The 16,260-nt window shown below is 54.5% G+C and carries 15 protein-coding genes; 8 read left to right on the plus strand and 7 right to left on the minus strand.

The window, feature by feature from the left end; genetic code table 11:
- The first annotated feature begins 4 nt into the window (after positions 1 to 4).
- Together tolB and pal are read left to right on the plus strand one after the other, a co-directional pair.
- Complete coding sequence (tolB, locus tag DK507_RS01435) at positions 5 to 1,348, plus strand: Tol-Pal system beta propeller repeat protein TolB (RefSeq protein ID WP_254054222.1); 1,344 nt, start codon at positions 5 to 7, stop codon at positions 1,346 to 1,348.
- 82 nt (positions 1,349 to 1,430) lie between these two features.
- Positions 1,431 to 1,934 carry a peptidoglycan-associated lipoprotein Pal gene (gene pal, locus DK507_RS01440; RefSeq protein ID WP_109354828.1) on the plus strand — a complete coding sequence of 168 codons (504 nt, stop codon included), beginning with the start codon at positions 1,431 to 1,433 and terminating at the stop codon, positions 1,932 to 1,934.
- A gap of 73 nt (positions 1,935 to 2,007) precedes the next feature.
- Here the strand turns inward: pal and DK507_RS01445 are convergent, their stop codons facing one another.
- From DK507_RS01445 to DK507_RS01455, 3 genes are all read right to left on the minus strand, one after another.
- On the minus strand, positions 2,008 to 2,304 hold the full coding sequence (locus tag DK507_RS01445) for a hypothetical protein (RefSeq protein ID WP_109354279.1): 297 nt from the start codon (positions 2,302 to 2,304) through the stop codon (positions 2,008 to 2,010).
- Positions 2,305 to 2,341: 37 nt separating this feature from the next.
- A complete protein-coding gene (locus tag DK507_RS01450; RefSeq protein WP_109354280.1) occupies positions 2,342 to 5,260 on the minus strand; it encodes a pitrilysin family protein in 2,919 nt (972 codons plus the stop codon).
- A 129-nt stretch (positions 5,261 to 5,389) separates the two neighbouring features.
- Entirely contained in the window at positions 5,390 to 6,016 is a 627-nt protein-coding gene (locus DK507_RS01455) for a class I SAM-dependent methyltransferase (RefSeq protein ID WP_174209006.1), read from the minus strand.
- A 104-nt stretch (positions 6,017 to 6,120) separates the two neighbouring features.
- On the opposite strand from DK507_RS01455, the gene DK507_RS01460 reads away from it, so the two are divergent.
- The 3 genes from DK507_RS01460 (at position 6,121) to DK507_RS01470 (ending at position 8,332) form a co-directional block, all read left to right on the plus strand.
- Positions 6,121 to 6,468, plus strand: a complete 348-nt coding sequence (locus DK507_RS01460; RefSeq protein WP_109354281.1) for an antibiotic biosynthesis monooxygenase — start codon at positions 6,121 to 6,123, stop codon at positions 6,466 to 6,468.
- A 7-nt stretch (positions 6,469 to 6,475) separates the two neighbouring features.
- Positions 6,476 to 7,822 (plus strand): MFS transporter, encoded by a 1,347-nt coding sequence (locus DK507_RS01465; protein ID WP_254054223.1) that lies wholly within the window; start codon positions 6,476 to 6,478, stop codon positions 7,820 to 7,822.
- Positions 7,823 to 7,942: 120 nt separating this feature from the next.
- Positions 7,943 to 8,332 (plus strand): hypothetical protein, encoded by a 390-nt coding sequence (locus tag DK507_RS01470; protein WP_109354282.1) that lies wholly within the window; start codon positions 7,943 to 7,945, stop codon positions 8,330 to 8,332.
- A gap of 42 nt (positions 8,333 to 8,374) precedes the next feature.
- On the opposite strand, the gene DK507_RS01475 is transcribed toward DK507_RS01470, so the two are convergent.
- Complete coding sequence (locus DK507_RS01475) at positions 8,375 to 10,711, minus strand: CDC48 family AAA ATPase (protein WP_109354284.1); 2,337 nt, start codon at positions 10,709 to 10,711, stop codon at positions 8,375 to 8,377.
- Positions 10,712 to 11,066: 355 nt separating this feature from the next.
- Between DK507_RS01475 and DK507_RS01480 the strand changes: the two genes are divergently transcribed.
- Both DK507_RS01480 and DK507_RS01485 read left to right on the plus strand, forming a co-directional pair.
- Entirely contained in the window at positions 11,067 to 11,945 is an 879-nt protein-coding gene (locus DK507_RS01480) for a LysR substrate-binding domain-containing protein (protein ID WP_109354832.1), read from the plus strand.
- Between the two features lie 178 nt (positions 11,946 to 12,123).
- A complete protein-coding gene (locus tag DK507_RS01485; RefSeq protein ID WP_109354286.1) occupies positions 12,124 to 12,378 on the plus strand; it encodes a hypothetical protein in 255 nt (84 codons plus the stop codon).
- Between the two features lie 93 nt (positions 12,379 to 12,471).
- Here DK507_RS01485 and DK507_RS01490 read toward each other — a convergent pair whose 3' ends face one another.
- On the minus strand, positions 12,472 to 13,869 hold the full coding sequence (locus DK507_RS01490) for a Mur ligase family protein (RefSeq protein WP_109354290.1): 1,398 nt from the start codon (positions 13,867 to 13,869) through the stop codon (positions 12,472 to 12,474).
- 76 nt (positions 13,870 to 13,945) lie between these two features.
- On the opposite strand from DK507_RS01490, the gene DK507_RS01495 reads away from it, so the two are divergent.
- Positions 13,946 to 14,779 (plus strand): LD-carboxypeptidase, encoded by an 834-nt coding sequence (locus DK507_RS01495; RefSeq protein ID WP_109354291.1) that lies wholly within the window; start codon positions 13,946 to 13,948, stop codon positions 14,777 to 14,779.
- 8 nt (positions 14,780 to 14,787) lie between these two features.
- Here the strand turns inward: DK507_RS01495 and DK507_RS01500 are convergent, their stop codons facing one another.
- Complete coding sequence (locus tag DK507_RS01500) at positions 14,788 to 15,351, minus strand: carboxymuconolactone decarboxylase family protein (protein WP_109354293.1); 564 nt, start codon at positions 15,349 to 15,351, stop codon at positions 14,788 to 14,790.
- The gene (gene yghU / locus DK507_RS01505; RefSeq protein WP_109354295.1) at positions 15,351 to 16,247 is read right to left on the minus strand and encodes a glutathione-dependent disulfide-bond oxidoreductase; all 897 of its coding nucleotides are present in this window, start codon (positions 16,245 to 16,247) and stop codon (positions 15,351 to 15,353) included. Before yghU ends, DK507_RS01500 begins: the two co-directional genes overlap by 1 nt.
- Positions 16,248 to 16,260: the final 13 nt, after the last annotated feature.

Genomic DNA, 16,260 nt, shown 5'->3' on the forward strand with positions numbered 1-16,260 from the left:
GAATATGATGGCTATAACGGCCCCAAAGCGTATCGAATCATGGCTTGTCGCCTTTACCTTGCTGATTGGCTTGGCGCTGCCTGCACAAGCGCAATTGACCGTCGATGTCGAAAATACCGCTGCGGATGAACTGACCATTGCCGTGCCGGGCCTGCCAACCCCCCGGAGTACCGAAACCCCGGCTGGCACCACCGCTGAACTGGGTAACAAGATCAGCGATGTGGTCGTCAGCAATCTGCGCTCCAGCGGCCTGTTCAAACCGCTTGGCCGCAATCGGGTACGCGGGATCAGTTTTGCCGAAGTGACATCGCCGCAATTTCCTTATTGGAATGGTACGAATGCCTCAGCGCTTATCCAGGGTTTTGTCCGCTCCAATGGCGATGGCAAGCTCACTGTAGGCTGTTATCTCTATGACGTGGCGCTCCAAACAGAACTCACCCGGACAGGCTTTGTGGTCGAGCCCGGTGACTGGCGGCGCGCGGCCCATAAATGCGCAGACAGCATCTATTCCCGCCTGACCGGTGAATCGCCATTTTTTGACAGCAGGATTGCCTATATTGCGGAGACCGGTCCCAAGGGTAACCGCCGCAAAAGACTGGCCATCATGGATAGTGACGGAGCCAATCACCGGTTCATCACCAATGGCCAGGCCACGGCCCTGACACCGCGCTTTTCGCCGGATTACTCCAAGATCGTTTATCTCAGCTTTCTTGATGGCAACCCGCGCATCTATGTCTATGAAATCGGGACTGGCCGGCAACAGCTGATTACCCAGAGTACCAACCCGACCTTTGCGCCGCGCTGGTCACCGGACGGGAAGTGGATACTCTATTCCATGGCGATTGCCGGGAATACCGATATCTACAAAGTGTCCTCACAAGGCGGCGAACCCAAGCGTCTGACTTTCTCGCCCGGCATTGATATTGGCGGTAGCTTCTCCCCCGATGGCAGCCGGATCGTATTTGAAAGCGACCGTTCGGGCAGCCAGCAGCTATATGTCATGGGTGCCAATGGCGGCAATGAACGGCGGATCAGCTTTGGTGGCGGGCGCTATGCGACCCCCGAATGGAGCCCTCGCGGGGATTTGATCGCCTTTACCAGAATCGCCGGCAATTTCCGCGTCGGTGTGATGACACCCAGTGGCGGCGGACAGCGTCTGTTGACCAACAGCTGGCAGGACGAGGCCCCGACATGGGCACCCAATGGCCGGATCATCCAGTTTTTCCGAACCTCGCGCGGCTCAGGCAAGACCGGCATATGGCAGGTTGACCTCACCGGCAGAAATGAACGGCAATTGCCCACACCGGTCGATGGTTCCGATCCGGCCTGGGGACCATTGCTGCCATAAAACAGGATTAAAAAGTAAGACAAGTTACTGAAAAACGATTATAACTGGCCCAAGGGCAAATAAGACTAGGAGCAGAAATATGATAAAATATGCAACCCCCCTCCTGATTACATCCAGCCTGATCGTCGCAGGTTGCGCCAAAAAACCACCGGAAGAATTGCCACCTGCTCCGGCTGGAACCAGTACCCCGACACCTCCGCCGCCATCTGGCCCAGGTTATGCGCCGGGCTCTCAGGGTGATTTCCTGGCGAATACGATGTCGGACCGCATTCTGTTTGATACGGATCGCTATAATGTCGACTCACAGGATCAGGTTGTCCTTCAAAGTCAGGCACAATGGCTGGCACAGCATCCCAATGCGCGGATTACAATTGAAGGTCATGCAGACGAACGCGGGACGCGGGATTATAACCTCGCCCTTGGCGAACGCCGCGCCAATGCAGCGAAAAACTATCTTGCTTCTCTCGGCGTCAGTCCGACCCGGATGACGACAGTCAGCTATGGCAAGGAACGCCCGGAAGCCCTGGGCTCAAACGAAGCCGCTTGGGCACAAAATCGCCGTGCGGTGAGCGTCGTCGTTCAATAAACGTCTAATGTTTATATAAAAAAGGCCGCTAACCCGATGGGGCAGCGGCCTTTTTCATGTCTTGAGTAAATACTTATTTCCGGGTGCCGGTCATCGCCATTTCACCGAAAGCACCAGCATTGACTGAACCTGTCAGCGTGTCGCCGTCGATGGTCGCTGTGCCTTCCAGTTTCATCGGCATAGGTACGGTCATGTTCATAACCCAGGTCAGCGTATTGCCGTCAACCTTGCCATCTTCCAGTTCCATGGATCCCATGGCGCCTTCATTGGTGCCGGTGAACGTGTCGCCATTGGTGACGATCGTCACGACAGAGGCCTGGTCACCCATAGGGGATTTGGTTACGCAATCATATGAACCATCGATAGACATATTCTTCTCCTTTTAAATCAAAGCTCTGAATCAGCGATCAGTCTTGGCCGACTGCCGAATCATTTGAACTGCCTGCCTTACTAACATCGGTGTTACCAGCTTCATAGCCACGATATTCGATTGGCATGTTAAGGGCTTCCAGCTGGGTCTTGATCTTGTCCGCATCTCCAACAATCACCCAGGTAAACCTGTCGGGGTCAATTGCTCCAGCCATGGCTTTGTTGAGATCATCGGCGGTCAAGGCCCTGTAGCGATCTGCCACGGTTTCGGCATAGTTGGACGGGCGCTTGAACATGACATCGCCCTGCATTTGTCCGAGCACGCGTCTCGATTGCTCGAACTGTCCCGGCAACTGGCGGACATTGCCATTGACTGTCCGTTCTAGCTCCGCCTGCGTGACACCATTGTCACCCAGGAAACTCTTAACCTGGCCCATGATAGCGGTAACGGCGGGTCCGGTCTGATTGGTCTGCACCGGCGCACGCATGATATAAGGTACGTCATGCTCACCGCGCAAAATGGTGTTGCGTGTGCCATAGCTCCAGCCCTTGGTCTCACGCAGGTCCATGTTGATCCGCGACAGGAAATTCCCGCCCAGAACTTCATTGGAGGCGTTCAGGGTAAGCAAATCATCAGTGCCCTTAAACGGCAGAACCTGACCTGCAAGGATCATTGATTGCGGGCTATTGGCCCGGTGAATAACCACGATCTTGCCTTGGGCTTCCGGAATCGCGGCATCAAAATTTTTGGCCGGAGCAGCCTGCCCCTCGGCCTTCCACTGACCAAAACGCATTTCCAGCTTGTCGAGCAATGCCTGTTTCTCAATCTGCCCAACCGCAAATATCGTAGCATTTTCCGGACGCATCCAGCCTTTGTGGAAACTCACCAGGTCATCCCGGCCGATCGCGGCGACAGATTGCTTCGTGCCATTGCCAGAAAGGCCGCGGCCATAAGGATGGGTGTCGCCGAACAGAAGCGGCGGCAAAGCATTGGTCGCGATGCTGCGCGGGTTGCTTTCTTCACGGTCGATGGCGGTAAGCTGCTGCACCCGTATGCGTTCGATATCGTCTGTTTTGAAAGCAGGGTTTTTGACAATGTCCGCCATCAGATCGAGTGACGCATCAAGATTGGGATTAACCGCGCTCAAACTGACATCCGTGCGGTCCCGCCCGCCGCCGACGCCGACATTGGCCCCCAGACGTTCCTGCTGCTCGGCAATCTGCACCGAAGTAAGGCTGGTCGTGCCTTCCTCCATCATCGCTGTGGTGAAGTTTTGCAGGCCAATCTTGTCAGCAGGATCAGCAGAAGCCCCGGCATCAAAAGACAGGGTCACACGGGTCATTGGAACCGCGTTGCGCTGAGCGAAATAGACTTTGATGCCGTTGGACAATGTCGCTGTTTCGACATCGGGGAAATCAACGTTCGGAATCTCTCCAACCGGAGGAAGCGAGGATCGATCAACTGGCTCGCGTACAGCATTCTCGCCACCGTCCTGCATGTAAAAGGCAGGAGCAGTTAGCGTTCCGGTTCGCGCGCCTTTACCGGACTCTACTTCCTGATAGGCCTCCCGCTCGCCCGGCACCACACGGATACCGACCACCGGGCGGGTCAGCCATTTTTTCATTGCTGCCTTAACCGATTCCGGGGTTGCAGAGGCCAGTCGCTCCAGTTCCTTTTTATAATATTCCGGGTCATCAGAATAGAGTTCGCCCTGCGCCAGTGCCGTCGCTTTGCCGTTAAATCCGCCAACCTGCTCCAGCCCGGCAATACGGGCAGCGGCATCTCGCGTCGCAACCCGCTGCACTTCATCTGCCGTCGGTCCGTTCTCAATGAAATCGGCGATAATCTCGTCCAGCCGCTTCGCAACCATGTCTGCATCTTCACCGGGCTTCACATCGGCCTGAATATTAACGAGACTTCCGTGCACGAACGGGATCACAAAGGCCGATACTGCCACCGCGTTTTTCTCTTCCCGCACCATGATATTGTCGAGCCGCGAACTTGCCAGACCGCCCAGCACCGTCATGCCGACATCCAGCGGCGTGTAGTCGGGATCATTCAGACCCGGGACGATCCAGTTGCGATAGATACGTGTCGTCGCAACCTTGTCTTTCATCACATCGAAAACCGGTTCATCCAGGGTTGGCAATTCCGGGTTCAGCTCCGGAATCGGCTTACCCTTGGGAATAGCACCGAACCATTTTTCGACCAGCGGTTTCGCGGCCGCAGCATCAATGTCGCCGGCCAGCACCAGAATCGCATTATTCGGTCCATAATGATCAATAAACCATTGCTTCATATCGTCGAGAGAAGCAGCTTCAAGATCTTCCAGTGATCCAATGGTGCTATGTCCGTAAGGATGGCCCTCTTCGGGAAACAGCAATTCTGTCTGCCGATAGCTGACGAGCCCATAAGGCTGGTTATCACCCTGACGCTTCTCGTTGGAAACCACGCCAATCTGATTGTCGAGCTTCTCTTGCGTCACCGCGCCCAACAAATGCCCCATCCGGTCGCTTTCAAGAAACAGTGCGACATCAAGGGCAGATTTGGGAACCGTCTGGAAATAGTTGGTCCGGTCCAGCCAGGTCGTCCCGTTCAAATCGGTCGCGCCAATTTGCCGCAGCGGCTCAAAATAGTCACCCGGTGCGTTTTCAGAACCGTTGAACATAATGTGTTCGAACAGGTGGGCGTAACCCGTTTTGCCCTTGGGTTCATTGGCAGAGCCAACGCCATACCAGATGGAGACCGCCACGATCGGTGCCTTGCGATCAGTGTGGACCAACACCTTCAAACCATTGTCGAGGGTAAATCGTTCATAGGGAATATTGACCGCATCAACCAGCTGGCCAACCGGCGCAGGCGCGGCGCTGCTATGGTTATCAGCATAGGCTGGAGCGGCAAAGCTCAGGGCAGTCGACGTGAGTGCAATCGCAACCGTACGGGAAAAGCGTGACATCCGGAAATCCTCTTCAAAATATTATATCATTGGAAACTACTATGGGCAGGCGGACTTGTCGCGCAAGTCCTGATCGATCTTCGACAAACGGCCGACCTCAATCGACCAACAACAACGCTCACTAATAGTCTATTTCTTTTTCCAGCCCCAGAACAGATGGCAAGGCAATATGTTCCAGACAGAATAGCCGTCGTCTATTCGGTCAAAATGAGGTGCCATGAAATCGCGCGCACGTTTGACGAATTGATAGACCAGAAAAGCCCCGCCCGGGCGCAGCGCAGCATGGGTTTCTTCTGCTATTTTGGGTCCCAACTGATTGGGCAAGGTAGAAAATGGCAGGCCGGACAAAATATAGTCCGCCTTGTCATGACCAAGATCGTTCAATATCTGCTGCACATCCGCTGCCGATCCGTGAATGGGATAGAAACGGCTGTCGCGAATGCTCTTGCCAAGATATTCGATAAAATCCGGATTAAGGTCGATGACAATCAACGTTGCATCCGGCTTCATGCGTTCCAGCACAGGCCGACAGAATGTACCAATGCCGGGCCCATATTCGACGAACACATCACATTCATTCCAATCAACCGGTTCCAGCATTTTTTTGACAGTTACGGCCGACGAGGGAATGATCGAGCCGACCATGACGGGATGCTTCAGGAAACCTTTGAAAAACACGCCCCATGCACCGAAAGTCCGGGCTGCACGCAGCTTGATTCGTCCCCATAATGGCGCTTTTGCAATGGTATTGGTCAATCAGACTCTCCTGCTATTATCCCGCTGTCTTATTAAGCCATAACAGTATCGCATTCAAACATCTTCGCGCTTGTCCGGGGCGGGGAGAGGTTTAAAAGAGCAATATGAAACTGCATCCTCCTGATTGTATCGCTGTCATCTTCTGTGCCCAGCGCACCAAGGATGATGATGAAGCCTATGAAGCGGCCGCAAATGTCATGAGCAATCTCGCCGCGCAGCAATCCGGATATCTCGGACAGGACAACAGCCGATCGGAAGACGGCCTGGGAATCACGGTCAGCTATTGGGAAAGTGATGAGGCGGCCAGGGCCTGGCGCGATCATCCGGTTCACAGCGCGATCCGCGAACAGGGTCGTGACAAATGGTACGAAAGCTACACGCTCCATGTCGCACGCATAGAACGCAGCTATGACTGGAATAAATCTGGGATTGGAAAAAATAGCGTGCCATAGGGCATTCATGGCTGATTCTCCCGCCCCGCCCGTTGCTGCCAAGAAGCACAAGACCATCGACAGCACCCGGATGACGGTGCTGTTCGCGGTGATGCTTGTTACGGCTTCGGGCAATACCGCCATGCAATCGATACTGCCGACTATCGGCACGCAGCTGCACATCCCTGATTTCTGGGTCAGCGCCGCGTTCAGCTGGTCTGCTTTATTGTGGGTTTATACCGCACCCAAATGGGCCCGGCTGTCGGATCATCGCGGGCGCAAGGCCTTGATGCGGCTGGGAATGATTGGTTTTACTTCGTCAATGGCATTGGCAGGACTGGCACTCTTCCTGGGATTGCTCGGTTGGTATAGCGCGCTGTGGACCTTCATCCTGTTCGCCATATTCCGAAGCCTTTATGGTGGGCTGGGCTCGGCCGCACCACCGGCCGTTCAGGCCTATGTTGCTGCCCGAACCCCGCGCGAAGATCGCACCAAGGCACTGTCGCTCATTTCGTCGTCCTTTGGTCTGGGCACAATTGTCGGCCCAGCCATTGCCCCCTTGCTCATCCTTCCTTTGCTAGGACTATCGAGCCCCATGTTCGCTTTTGCATTTATCGGGATCCTGGTGATGGTCGCTCTCGCGCTCAAGCTGCCCAATGACGATCCCGGGTTTGAAGCCCGCGGTGTTGTGACGTCCGAGCCTTATAGCGCCGCGCCCTCAGCAGGCAGCCTGAAAGACGACGGCCATGATGACCAGCCCGTCGGCAAGCCAGCGCCAGACAGCATACCGCCGCGGCTTCGCTGGGGCGACAAACGCATCAAGCCATGGCTGATCACAGGCATCATGGGCGGCAATGCCCATGCGGTGATATTGGGCGTAATCGGCTTTCTGGTACTCGACCGGCTCGGCCTTAGAGACGATCCGAAAACAGCAATCGAGATGACCGGCATCGTGCTTATGTCGGGTGCGGCAGCAACCTTGCTCGCGCAATGGGGCCTGATCCCGCTCTTGCAAATGGGGCCGCGATCATCCGTTTTGTGGGGCATGTTGCTCGCTGCTGTGGGCTGCCTGATCATCGGTGTATCGGGCGATCTTTACGGCATCATAATCGGCTTTGCAGTCAGCTCGCTGGGTTTTGGTCTATTCCGTCCCGGCTTTACCGCAGGCGCTTCACTGGCGGTCCAACGATCGGAACAGAACGGGGTTGCCGGCATTGTCGCGTCAGTAAACGGCATGGCGTTCATTGCGTCGCCGGCACTGGGCGTTTTGCTGTACACCTATATAAGCGCGCTGCCTTTCTGGATCGCAGTCACCATGTGCCTGTTCATCTTTGGCTGGGGCTTCAAAACACTAAAGCTGGACGACGCCGCCTGACGGCCGTCTCGAAAGAGACCTTTGAGCCCTTCGCGTTGCAAATCATATTGCGATAACACGATATTCACTTTTTGCATTTAAGCCGGACAATATAAAAAATGTAACTCGAGGGGTCGGGATATGTCTATTGGCGATGCAAAACTTTTCGCACTTCCTGTTGGATTGTTCCTTGCGATAGTGATGACACCGACGGATGCCTTTGAATCATCCGACCCTCCTGCAGAAAAGATTGTTGAGCTTTTTGAAGGCGTTTTGCCAAAAACTCTAGATGATGGGACCTATCTGGCCGCGCCACGGGTAGAAGATGATGTTGCAATATTTACCATCAAATCACCACATGACTTTGAAGGCGCATTCACAGCTTCCGAATTTGCCCGGCTCAACAAAAACGCCTTTTGTGCCAATCGAAAAGGGCTCAAATCATATTTCCGAGATGGCGGGAAAGCGCGGATTGATGTCAGTCTTTACGGTGGCCCGATACACAAGGGCGAAGTCATCACGCACTGCTAGAGCGATTGCCCGGCAGACTGACATGCCCACAAACCAACTGGCCTAGAATTCATGCTTGCTGTCGTTCACTGGCGTCAACATGCCGGGGGCGACAAAACCAATCGGTTCGGCGCGCATCGCATTTTGTTTCAGCTGTGCTTCCATCTTGGAATATTCTTCCTCCATTTCCGGCGTGACCGAAGCGCGGCTATCTTTCAGCGCGCGTTCAAAATGCTTCATCGACACTTTCTCGACCAGACCGCCATGCTCACGCAAGGCATAAAGACCGGCACGGCGTACCAGATCTTCCAGGTCAGCGCCGGAATAGCGCTCTGCGCGCTCGGCAATATCATCAAGGTCGACATCTTTATCGATTGGCATTTTGGCGGTGTGGATCGCCAGGATACGGCGGCGACCTTCTTTCTCAGGAACCGGCACATAAACCAGTTCATCAAAGCGGCCGGGCCGTAGTAGCGCCGGGTCGACCAGACCGGGACGGTTGGTTGCGCCGATCAAAATAACCGATTGCATCTCTTCGAGCCCGTCCATTTCAGCCAGTATCGTATTGACCACGCGTTCAGTCACTTGCGGTTCGCCCATACCGCGGCCACGCGCGGGCACCAGACTGTCAATCTCGTCAATGAACAGAACTGTCGGGGCGACTTGCCGTGCTCGTGCGAAAAGTCGGGCAATCTGCTGCTCACTCTCACCGTACCACTTTGATAAAAGATCGCTGGACTTCGTGGCGATGAAATTAGCCTCCGCTTCCCGTGCCACCGCTTTGGCAAGCAATGTCTTGCCGGTACCGGGCGGTCCGTAGAGCAAAAATCCCTTGGCTGGACGGATGCCCAGCTTGGCAAAAGCCTCCGGGCTTTTCATCGGCAGCTCGATGCCTTCTTTCAAACGCATCTGCGCGTCATCCAGACCGCCAATATCTTCCCAGCGCACATCCGGCGCCTGCACCATCACCTCGCGCATGGCCGACGGTTGCACCCGTTTCAACGCCTCGACAAAATCATCACGGCGCACCACCAGTTCCTCCAGGACTTCCGGCGGAACTGTCTCGGATTCCAGGTCCAGTTTCGGCATGATCCGGCGCACAGCTTCAATCGCCGCCTCACGCGTCAATGCCGCCAGATCAGCACCGACAAACCCATAGGTTGTGCGGGCCAATTCCGTCAAATCGACCGCGGACTCCAGTGGCATGCCGCGGGTATGGATGCCCAAAATTTCCTTGCGGCCACGCAGGTCCGGAACACCGACGATAATTTCCCGATCAAACCGGCCCGGGCGGCGCAATGCCTCGTCAATCGCTTCCGGGCGATTGGTCGCTGCGATCACGACCAGATTGAGGCGCGATTCCAGCCCATCCATAAGCGTGAGCAATTGAGCGACCAGACGCTTTTCCGTCTCGCCCTGCACTTCGCCCCGCTTGGGAGCGATGGAGTCAATTTCATCGATGAATAATATGGATGGCGCAGCCTTTGTTGCAGCTTCAAACACCTCGCGGAGTTTTTTCTCCGACTCGCCATAGGCAGATCCCATGATTTCAGGGCCATTGATGAGGAAAAACTCGGCATCACTCTCATTCGCCACAGCACGGGCAAGCCGTGTCTTGCCAGTCCCCGGAGGACCATGCAGCAGAACACCGCGTGGCGGATCAACGCCGAGCCGGGTAAATAATTGCGGATAGCGCAGCGGCAGCTCCACCATTTCACGCAATTGGTCAATCGTCTCGTGAAGTCCGCCTATGTCATCATAAGTCACATCAGCCCGGCGATGCTCGGTTGATTCCTCATATTCAGGGCGCAGTTCGACTTCGGTATTCTCGTCAATATGCACAAACCCCTTGGGCACGGTGGACACAACCATCAGCCGGATCTGGGTGAGCGAAAAAGCAGGTGCAGCCAACATCTGTTGCAGCTGAGGCGGCATATCGCTGCGATCAACCTGTTGCTGACCATGGGTCGCGACAAAATCGCCGGCATTTAGTGGCCGCCCCATAAAGCTGCGTTTCAGGCCGGCACCGCTGCCATGCAGGCGCAGGTCTTTTTGGGCCGGTGCGAAAATGACTTTCTTGGCCGGTTTCGATTCAACCTTTCGAATTTCAACAAAATCACCCGAGCCAACGCCGGCATTAGCCCGCTGCAAACCGTCAAGCCGCACAAAATCAAGCCCTTCATCCTCGGGGTAGGGCAGAACTGCACGGGCAGGGGTTGCCTGTTTGCCGCATATCTCAACCACGTCCCCTTCCATCAGGCCCAGTTTGCTGAGATTGTCCCGCGACAAACGCGCGAGCCCGCGGCCGCTATCTTCCGGCCGCGCATTGGCGACTTGCAGCTTTATCATCTGGGAGTCGGATTCAGCGTCAGATTTGGATTCAGATTTGGGATCAGACATAGGGGGATGAACTCCTGCCACTTTTATTGTTTCCAACAAGATAGGGAGGCGGTCGTCATTATGCGACCCCGTATTTACCTCAAATCAGGCCGGCAGGATAAGAAGAGCCGGATTTCAGGCAAAAAAAAGGGCCAATCCCGAAGGACTGGCCCGTAAAAGTTTTTAGGAGAGGATGCCTGAAAGGCGAGTTCTATTTGGGCGAGAATCGCTTATGTTGCAAGTGCGAAAAGAACATTGTCAGTTGCATAATGTGCAACCTATTAATTATGTTAGCGACGCGATTTAGCCAATCTATTCACCTTTAGTGCAATTTTGCGTTGCACAATTCGCATTTAGCCGCAATATCAACAACACCATGCGACGTCTCCCTCCCCTACGCGCCTTGGAAGCCTTTATCCGCGTCGCGCGACTCGGCTCATCCAAGGCGGCTGCAGCAGAACTGGCTCTTTCTGCCCCGGCGCTAAGCCGCCGAATCAAATCTCTTGAGGACCATATCGGCAAACCCCTGTTTGAACGGCGTAATCAGGCAATGATCCTGAACGACGATGGTGAAGTACTGCTCAATGCGGTGGCGCCAGCGATGGAGACCATTGGCGAAGCGGTTGATCAAATGACCGTCAGCGGCAGCGATCTTAGACTGCGACTTGGTGTATTACCGCTTTTCGGAGCAACGCGTCTCTTGCCACGCTTGCCGGAACTGAGAAAACTCTATCCCAAGCTGCATATTGATGTCGACACTTCCACCCATGCAGAAAATATGCTGGGTGACGTAATTGATGCGGCGATAATCATTGCGGATCATGTCGATCCCAATCTCTATGCCGTGAAGCTGGACAGCAACAAGGTATATGCCATTGCCGCAACAGAACTTGTCAACGGCCCCAATGCCATAAAAACACCGCAAGATCTGAAGGATCACAACATATTGATCCACAGCGACATGGCCAAAGCCTTCGATCGCTGGAAAGAAGCTGTCGGTCTGCCAGATCTGGACCCGGCCAGCGTAGACCATATGAATAGCGGTCCGTTAATGCTGGAGGCGGCCGCTCAGGGCCTGGGTGTTGCCATCATGCATGGCGGTCATTTCTCCGATGCCAATGACCCCCGCCTCGCCCGGCTGTTCGATTATGATATTGACAGTCCTTACTCCTATTGGTTCGTCTGCCGCAAACGGGACAAGAAAAACCGGGCTGTGCGAATTTTTCATGATTGGGTCCTAAAAGCAGGGCTTTAGGCGACGAAGCGTGCCTGTTTGGCCGCTGGATGCTCATGACATTTATATTATTTTCTGATAAAAGAACAGAATCGTCACGCTGTATCGACATTTTTTGTCGTAAAACCAAATATTGGGGAAATATAATGCTGCGAAATTGCAGTATAATATTGACCGATTAAAATATTGGAGAAAATGCATGCGTTTCAAGACTTTGGCTACCTTATCCGCTCTATCTCTTTCGACAGCGCCTGTTGTGGCGCAATCACAGGCGGTCGCCCCTGTGACCAGCGCAAACGTAGAGCGTGTTTCCGCGACTCAGGAACAAGCCAATAATTTAGGGGGCGGCAGTGATACCATCATTGCCGTGCTAGCCGGCGCCATTACAGTCGGTTTTATAACGCTCACCATAATCAATAATGATGATGATGACGATACACCCACAAGCCCCTGACAAAAGTGGAATCTGATTTCACTTTACACCCGCGATAAGCAATCAAGATCAGGCCCTTCTCAAGGGCCTGATTTGCGTTGACAGAGCTGTCTTTTACTTGGCCGCCAGTTTGCTCAATATATCGGATGCAAATATACTCAACGTATCGTCGCGAGCCCCCATGATGACAATACGATCTCCCGGCTCGGCGATGTCGACTATATAGGATCCGCACTCTTCCCGATCCGCTATATGCCTTGCTTTTCCGCCTGCCAATTTGACCGCATCGGTAATGAAATTACTGCCGATGCTGCGATCGACGGTACCACCAAAGTAGACCGGATCGCACAGGATCACATGGTCATTCCCATCCAACAGCTCTGCAAATACCTGGGCCAGTTCAGCACCCATCTTGTGTATCGGCCCAAACCCGTGTGGCTGGAAAAAAGCGATAATACGGCCAGGGAAGGCCTTCATGGTTTTGAGCGTGGCCGCGATCTTGTCGGGATTATGCCCGAAATCATCGATAACGCTTACGTCATTTGCTGTGCCAACAACATCAAAACGTCGCGCGAGGCCTGAAAAGCTGGCAATGGCGGCAACGCTGGTTGGCACGGGCACACCAACGGCGGACGCCGCCGCTATGGCAGCAAGGGCATTGGCAATGTTGTGCCGCCCTGGTACCCGCATGGTGACGGAAAGATCCTCGCCTTTCACGGATAGTGTGAAGCGGCTGCTGAGCGGAGCTTCCTCCACATCAGAGGCCTGGAAATCCGCCTTATCGGAAAATCCGAAACTGATAGCATCACTTAGCTCAAGCCCATCAACCAAGGCCGCCGTTTCCGCATCATCCCGGTTCCAGATGCAATGCTTTGCCTTGCTTGCAAAGTCACCGAAAAGCTGGTGCAATTCCTCCAGACTTTTGTGATCCAGACTGACATTGTTCAACACAGCGATTTCCGGATCAAACAAGGCTATCGATCCGTCGCTTTCATCGACTTCGCTAACCATGATGCCGCCATCACCAACCCTAGAGCTGGCAAAAGGCGAGTCATCCGCGACAAAGTTTTTCATCACTGCGCCATTCATGATCGTCGGGTCCAGACCGGCCTCGGTCAATATCCAGCCGATCATGCCGGTTACGGTCGACTTGCCGCTGGTCCCGCCAATCGCAATACTGCGCGGGGATGCATTAAACTGCTGTGCCAACAATTCCGCCCGGGTCATGCGGGCGCAGCCAAGACTGTTGGCTTTGGCAACATCCGGTACAGTGTCCTCAATGGCTGCAGACGCGATTAGTATCTGGTCGCCCGAGGTCAGGCCGCTACCGTCTTGCGCAAACAGCCCAACACCCTTTTCTTTCAACCATTCAAATTTGGCGGCCAGCCGGCCTTGATCAAGCGCCCGGTCGGATCCCGCGACCTCCGCACCGCTTTCCCGGACGATCATCGCCAGCGGCAACATGCCTGATCCGCCGATGCCACAAAAATAATAGGATTTGTCTTTACTCATCATCCCCCGCTATGGCCTCGGCAGCTTTTTGGCAATTATATTGGCGTAAAAACAAGGTGGAGGGGATAAAAATATCGTGGGACAGTTCAGGATCGGCATTTGTGCGCCGTCAACGCCCTTATATAAAGAGGAGGCTGAGCAGCTTATCGCCCTCACCAGCCAAAGCCATCCCGAAGCAGAGCTGGTTTTCCACGATCAATGCTTTGCCATTGAAGGGCATTTTGCCGGGAAGGACGAGCTGCGATCCGCCGCCTTCCTGTCACTAGCTAACGATCCGGCCATTGATGCCATCTGGTTTGCTCGCGGCGGCTATGGAGCCGCGCGGATCACCGACGAGATTTTGGCGCGATTGGAACCGGCGGCGCACGACAAACATTATATGGGTTATAGCGACGGCGGCAACTTGCTCGGCGCTTTATACAAAGCCGGTATTGGCACCCAGGCGCATGGTCCAATGCCGGTCGATATGCGCCGTGATGACGGGATGGCCGCCGTCCGGCGCGGGCTCGACTGGCTGGTGCACCAGGATAAAGCTGCGTTGGAACCACATGTTGAGACAGGTCAGAAATATGCTGCGTTCAACCTGATGACTCTGGCGATGATGGTGGGTACGCCCTTGCTGCCGAACCTTGAAGGCCACGTGCTGATGATCGAGGAAATTGCCGAATATCTCTACGCTTTCGACCGCGCGATGTTCAATGTCACGACACATCTGGCAGACAAAAGTCTCCCAGGCATCCGCCTCGGCCGGGTCAGCGAAGTGCCGGAGAATAACCGGCCCTTCGGTGAAGAAGCCGAAGGAATCGTCCAGCGCCTATGTGATCGCTATGCCATTCCCTATCTGGGCGGAGCGGATATCGGTCATGATGTGGACAACAAGGTTGTTCCGTTCGGAGTCTTGCCGGCTTGAAACTCAGCCTAAGCTTTTAAATCCGGGTCCAGTTCCAAACCTTCGTCCAGCTGCACCCCGTAGCTGTTCAGCATCATCGAAACCTGGGTATATTGGCCAACGGTCATGACCAGATCCATGCGCTGTTTCTCGGTGAGTTCAGACAGTGCGGACCAAGTTTCGTCTGTCACAAAGCTATCGCTGCTCAACTCATCGGTCGCCTGCAGCATCGCGGCTTCCAGAGGCGTCCATCCCGGTGCATCCGGTCCCAGTTTGATCCGCTCAATCTCTTCGTCCGTTATCCCGGCATCCTTGCCGATGCGGACATGTTGCGCCCATTCATAACCGGACTTCCAGTTAAAGCCGGTCCGCAGGATAATAATTTCCCGTTCACGCTCCGGCAGGTTGTTGTGGCGCGACAGCATATAGCCGCCCCACCACATGAAAGCCTTGAACGCTTTTGGTGCACGCGCAAGTGTACGGAAGATATTGAAGACCGGGCCTTGCTGGAAACGCTCGCCCAGCATCGCTTTTTGCTCGTCGTCCATATCCGCATCGGACAGCGGCGTGATGCGCGGCTTACCGAGGCGCATTATTCCGGCGCTTCGACTTCACCGCGGGCGATACGCTTGTCCAGTGTGTTGGTTTCAAAGTCACTTGCATCATGGCGTTCGTGCAACTGTGTTTCCGGTTCGCCATAAGGACGGTTGACCATCATGCCGCGCTTGACCGCTGGCCGCTCACCCACTTGTGCGGTCCAACGCTGGACGTTTTTATAGTCCTGCACCGAGAGGAACTCACCGGCTTCATAGAGAACGCCGCGCGCCAATCCGCCATACCAGGGAAAGATCGCCATATCGGCGATACTATAGTCATCGCCTGCGAAATATTCATTGTCCGCAAGATGGCGGTCGAGCACGTCCATCTGCCGCTTTACTTCCATTGCATAGCGGTTGATCGGATACTCAAATTTCTCCGGCGCATAAGCGTAAAAATGCCCGAAACCTCCACCCAGGAAAGGCGCACTGCCCATTTGCCACATCAACCAGTTGATTGTTTCCGCACGGGTCGCGCCTTCCTTTGCAAGAAATTTATCAAACTTCTCAGCCAGGTAGATCAACATGGAACCGGATTCAAAAAGCCGGGTTGGCGGGGTTGTACTGTGATCCAGCAATGCAGGAATTTTACTGTTCGGATTGATATCGACAAAGCCGCTACCAAATTGCGCCCCTTCGCCAATGTTGACCAGCCACGCATCATATTCCGCTGCGCTGATGCCGGCTTCCAAAAGCTCTTCGAACATGATCGTGACCTTCACCCCATTGGGTGTGCCGAGCGAATAGAGTTGAAAGGGATGTTTGCCGACCGGCAGTTCCTTGTCATGGGTCGGTCCAGCGATCGGGCGATTGATATTGGCGAAACGTCCGCCACTTTCACTATCCCAGGTCCAGACTTTGGGCGGTGTATATTCAGCCGGCTTATCAGTCATTGCTTCAGTCTCC

It is taken from the genome of Sphingorhabdus sp. EL138 (assembly GCF_900258045.1).
Classification (GTDB): domain Bacteria; phylum Pseudomonadota; class Alphaproteobacteria; order Sphingomonadales; family Sphingomonadaceae; genus Parasphingorhabdus.

Bases quoted from the DNA above. Each gene is read 5' to 3' on its own strand.
- DK507_RS01485 (WP_109354286.1), top strand. From the start codon at position 12,124: ATGCGTTTCAAGACTTTGGCTACCTTATCCGCTCTATCTCTTTCGACA.
- DK507_RS01470 (WP_109354282.1), top strand. From the start codon at position 7,943: ATGTCTATTGGCGATGCAAAACTTTTCGCACTTCCTGTTGGATTGTTC.
- DK507_RS01500 (WP_109354293.1), bottom strand. From the start codon at position 15,351: ATGCGCCTCGGTAAGCCGCGCATCACGCCGCTGTCCGATGCGGATATG.
- yghU (WP_109354295.1), bottom strand. From the start codon at position 16,247: ATGACTGATAAGCCGGCTGAATATACACCGCCCAAAGTCTGGACCTGG.
- DK507_RS01475 (WP_109354284.1), bottom strand. From the start codon at position 10,711: ATGTCTGATCCCAAATCTGAATCCAAATCTGACGCTGAATCCGACTCC.
- DK507_RS01460 (WP_109354281.1), top strand. From the start codon at position 6,121: ATGAAACTGCATCCTCCTGATTGTATCGCTGTCATCTTCTGTGCCCAG.
- DK507_RS01465 (WP_254054223.1), top strand. From the start codon at position 6,476: ATGGCTGATTCTCCCGCCCCGCCCGTTGCTGCCAAGAAGCACAAGACC.
- DK507_RS01445 (WP_109354279.1), bottom strand. From the start codon at position 2,304: ATGTCTATCGATGGTTCATATGATTGCGTAACCAAATCCCCTATGGGT.
- DK507_RS01490 (WP_109354290.1), bottom strand. From the start codon at position 13,869: ATGAGTAAAGACAAATCCTATTATTTTTGTGGCATCGGCGGATCAGGC.
- DK507_RS01480 (WP_109354832.1), top strand. From the start codon at position 11,067: ATGCGACGTCTCCCTCCCCTACGCGCCTTGGAAGCCTTTATCCGCGTC.
- DK507_RS01450 (WP_109354280.1), bottom strand. From the start codon at position 5,260: ATGTCACGCTTTTCCCGTACGGTTGCGATTGCACTCACGTCGACTGCC.
- tolB (WP_254054222.1), top strand. From the start codon at position 5: ATGATGGCTATAACGGCCCCAAAGCGTATCGAATCATGGCTTGTCGCC.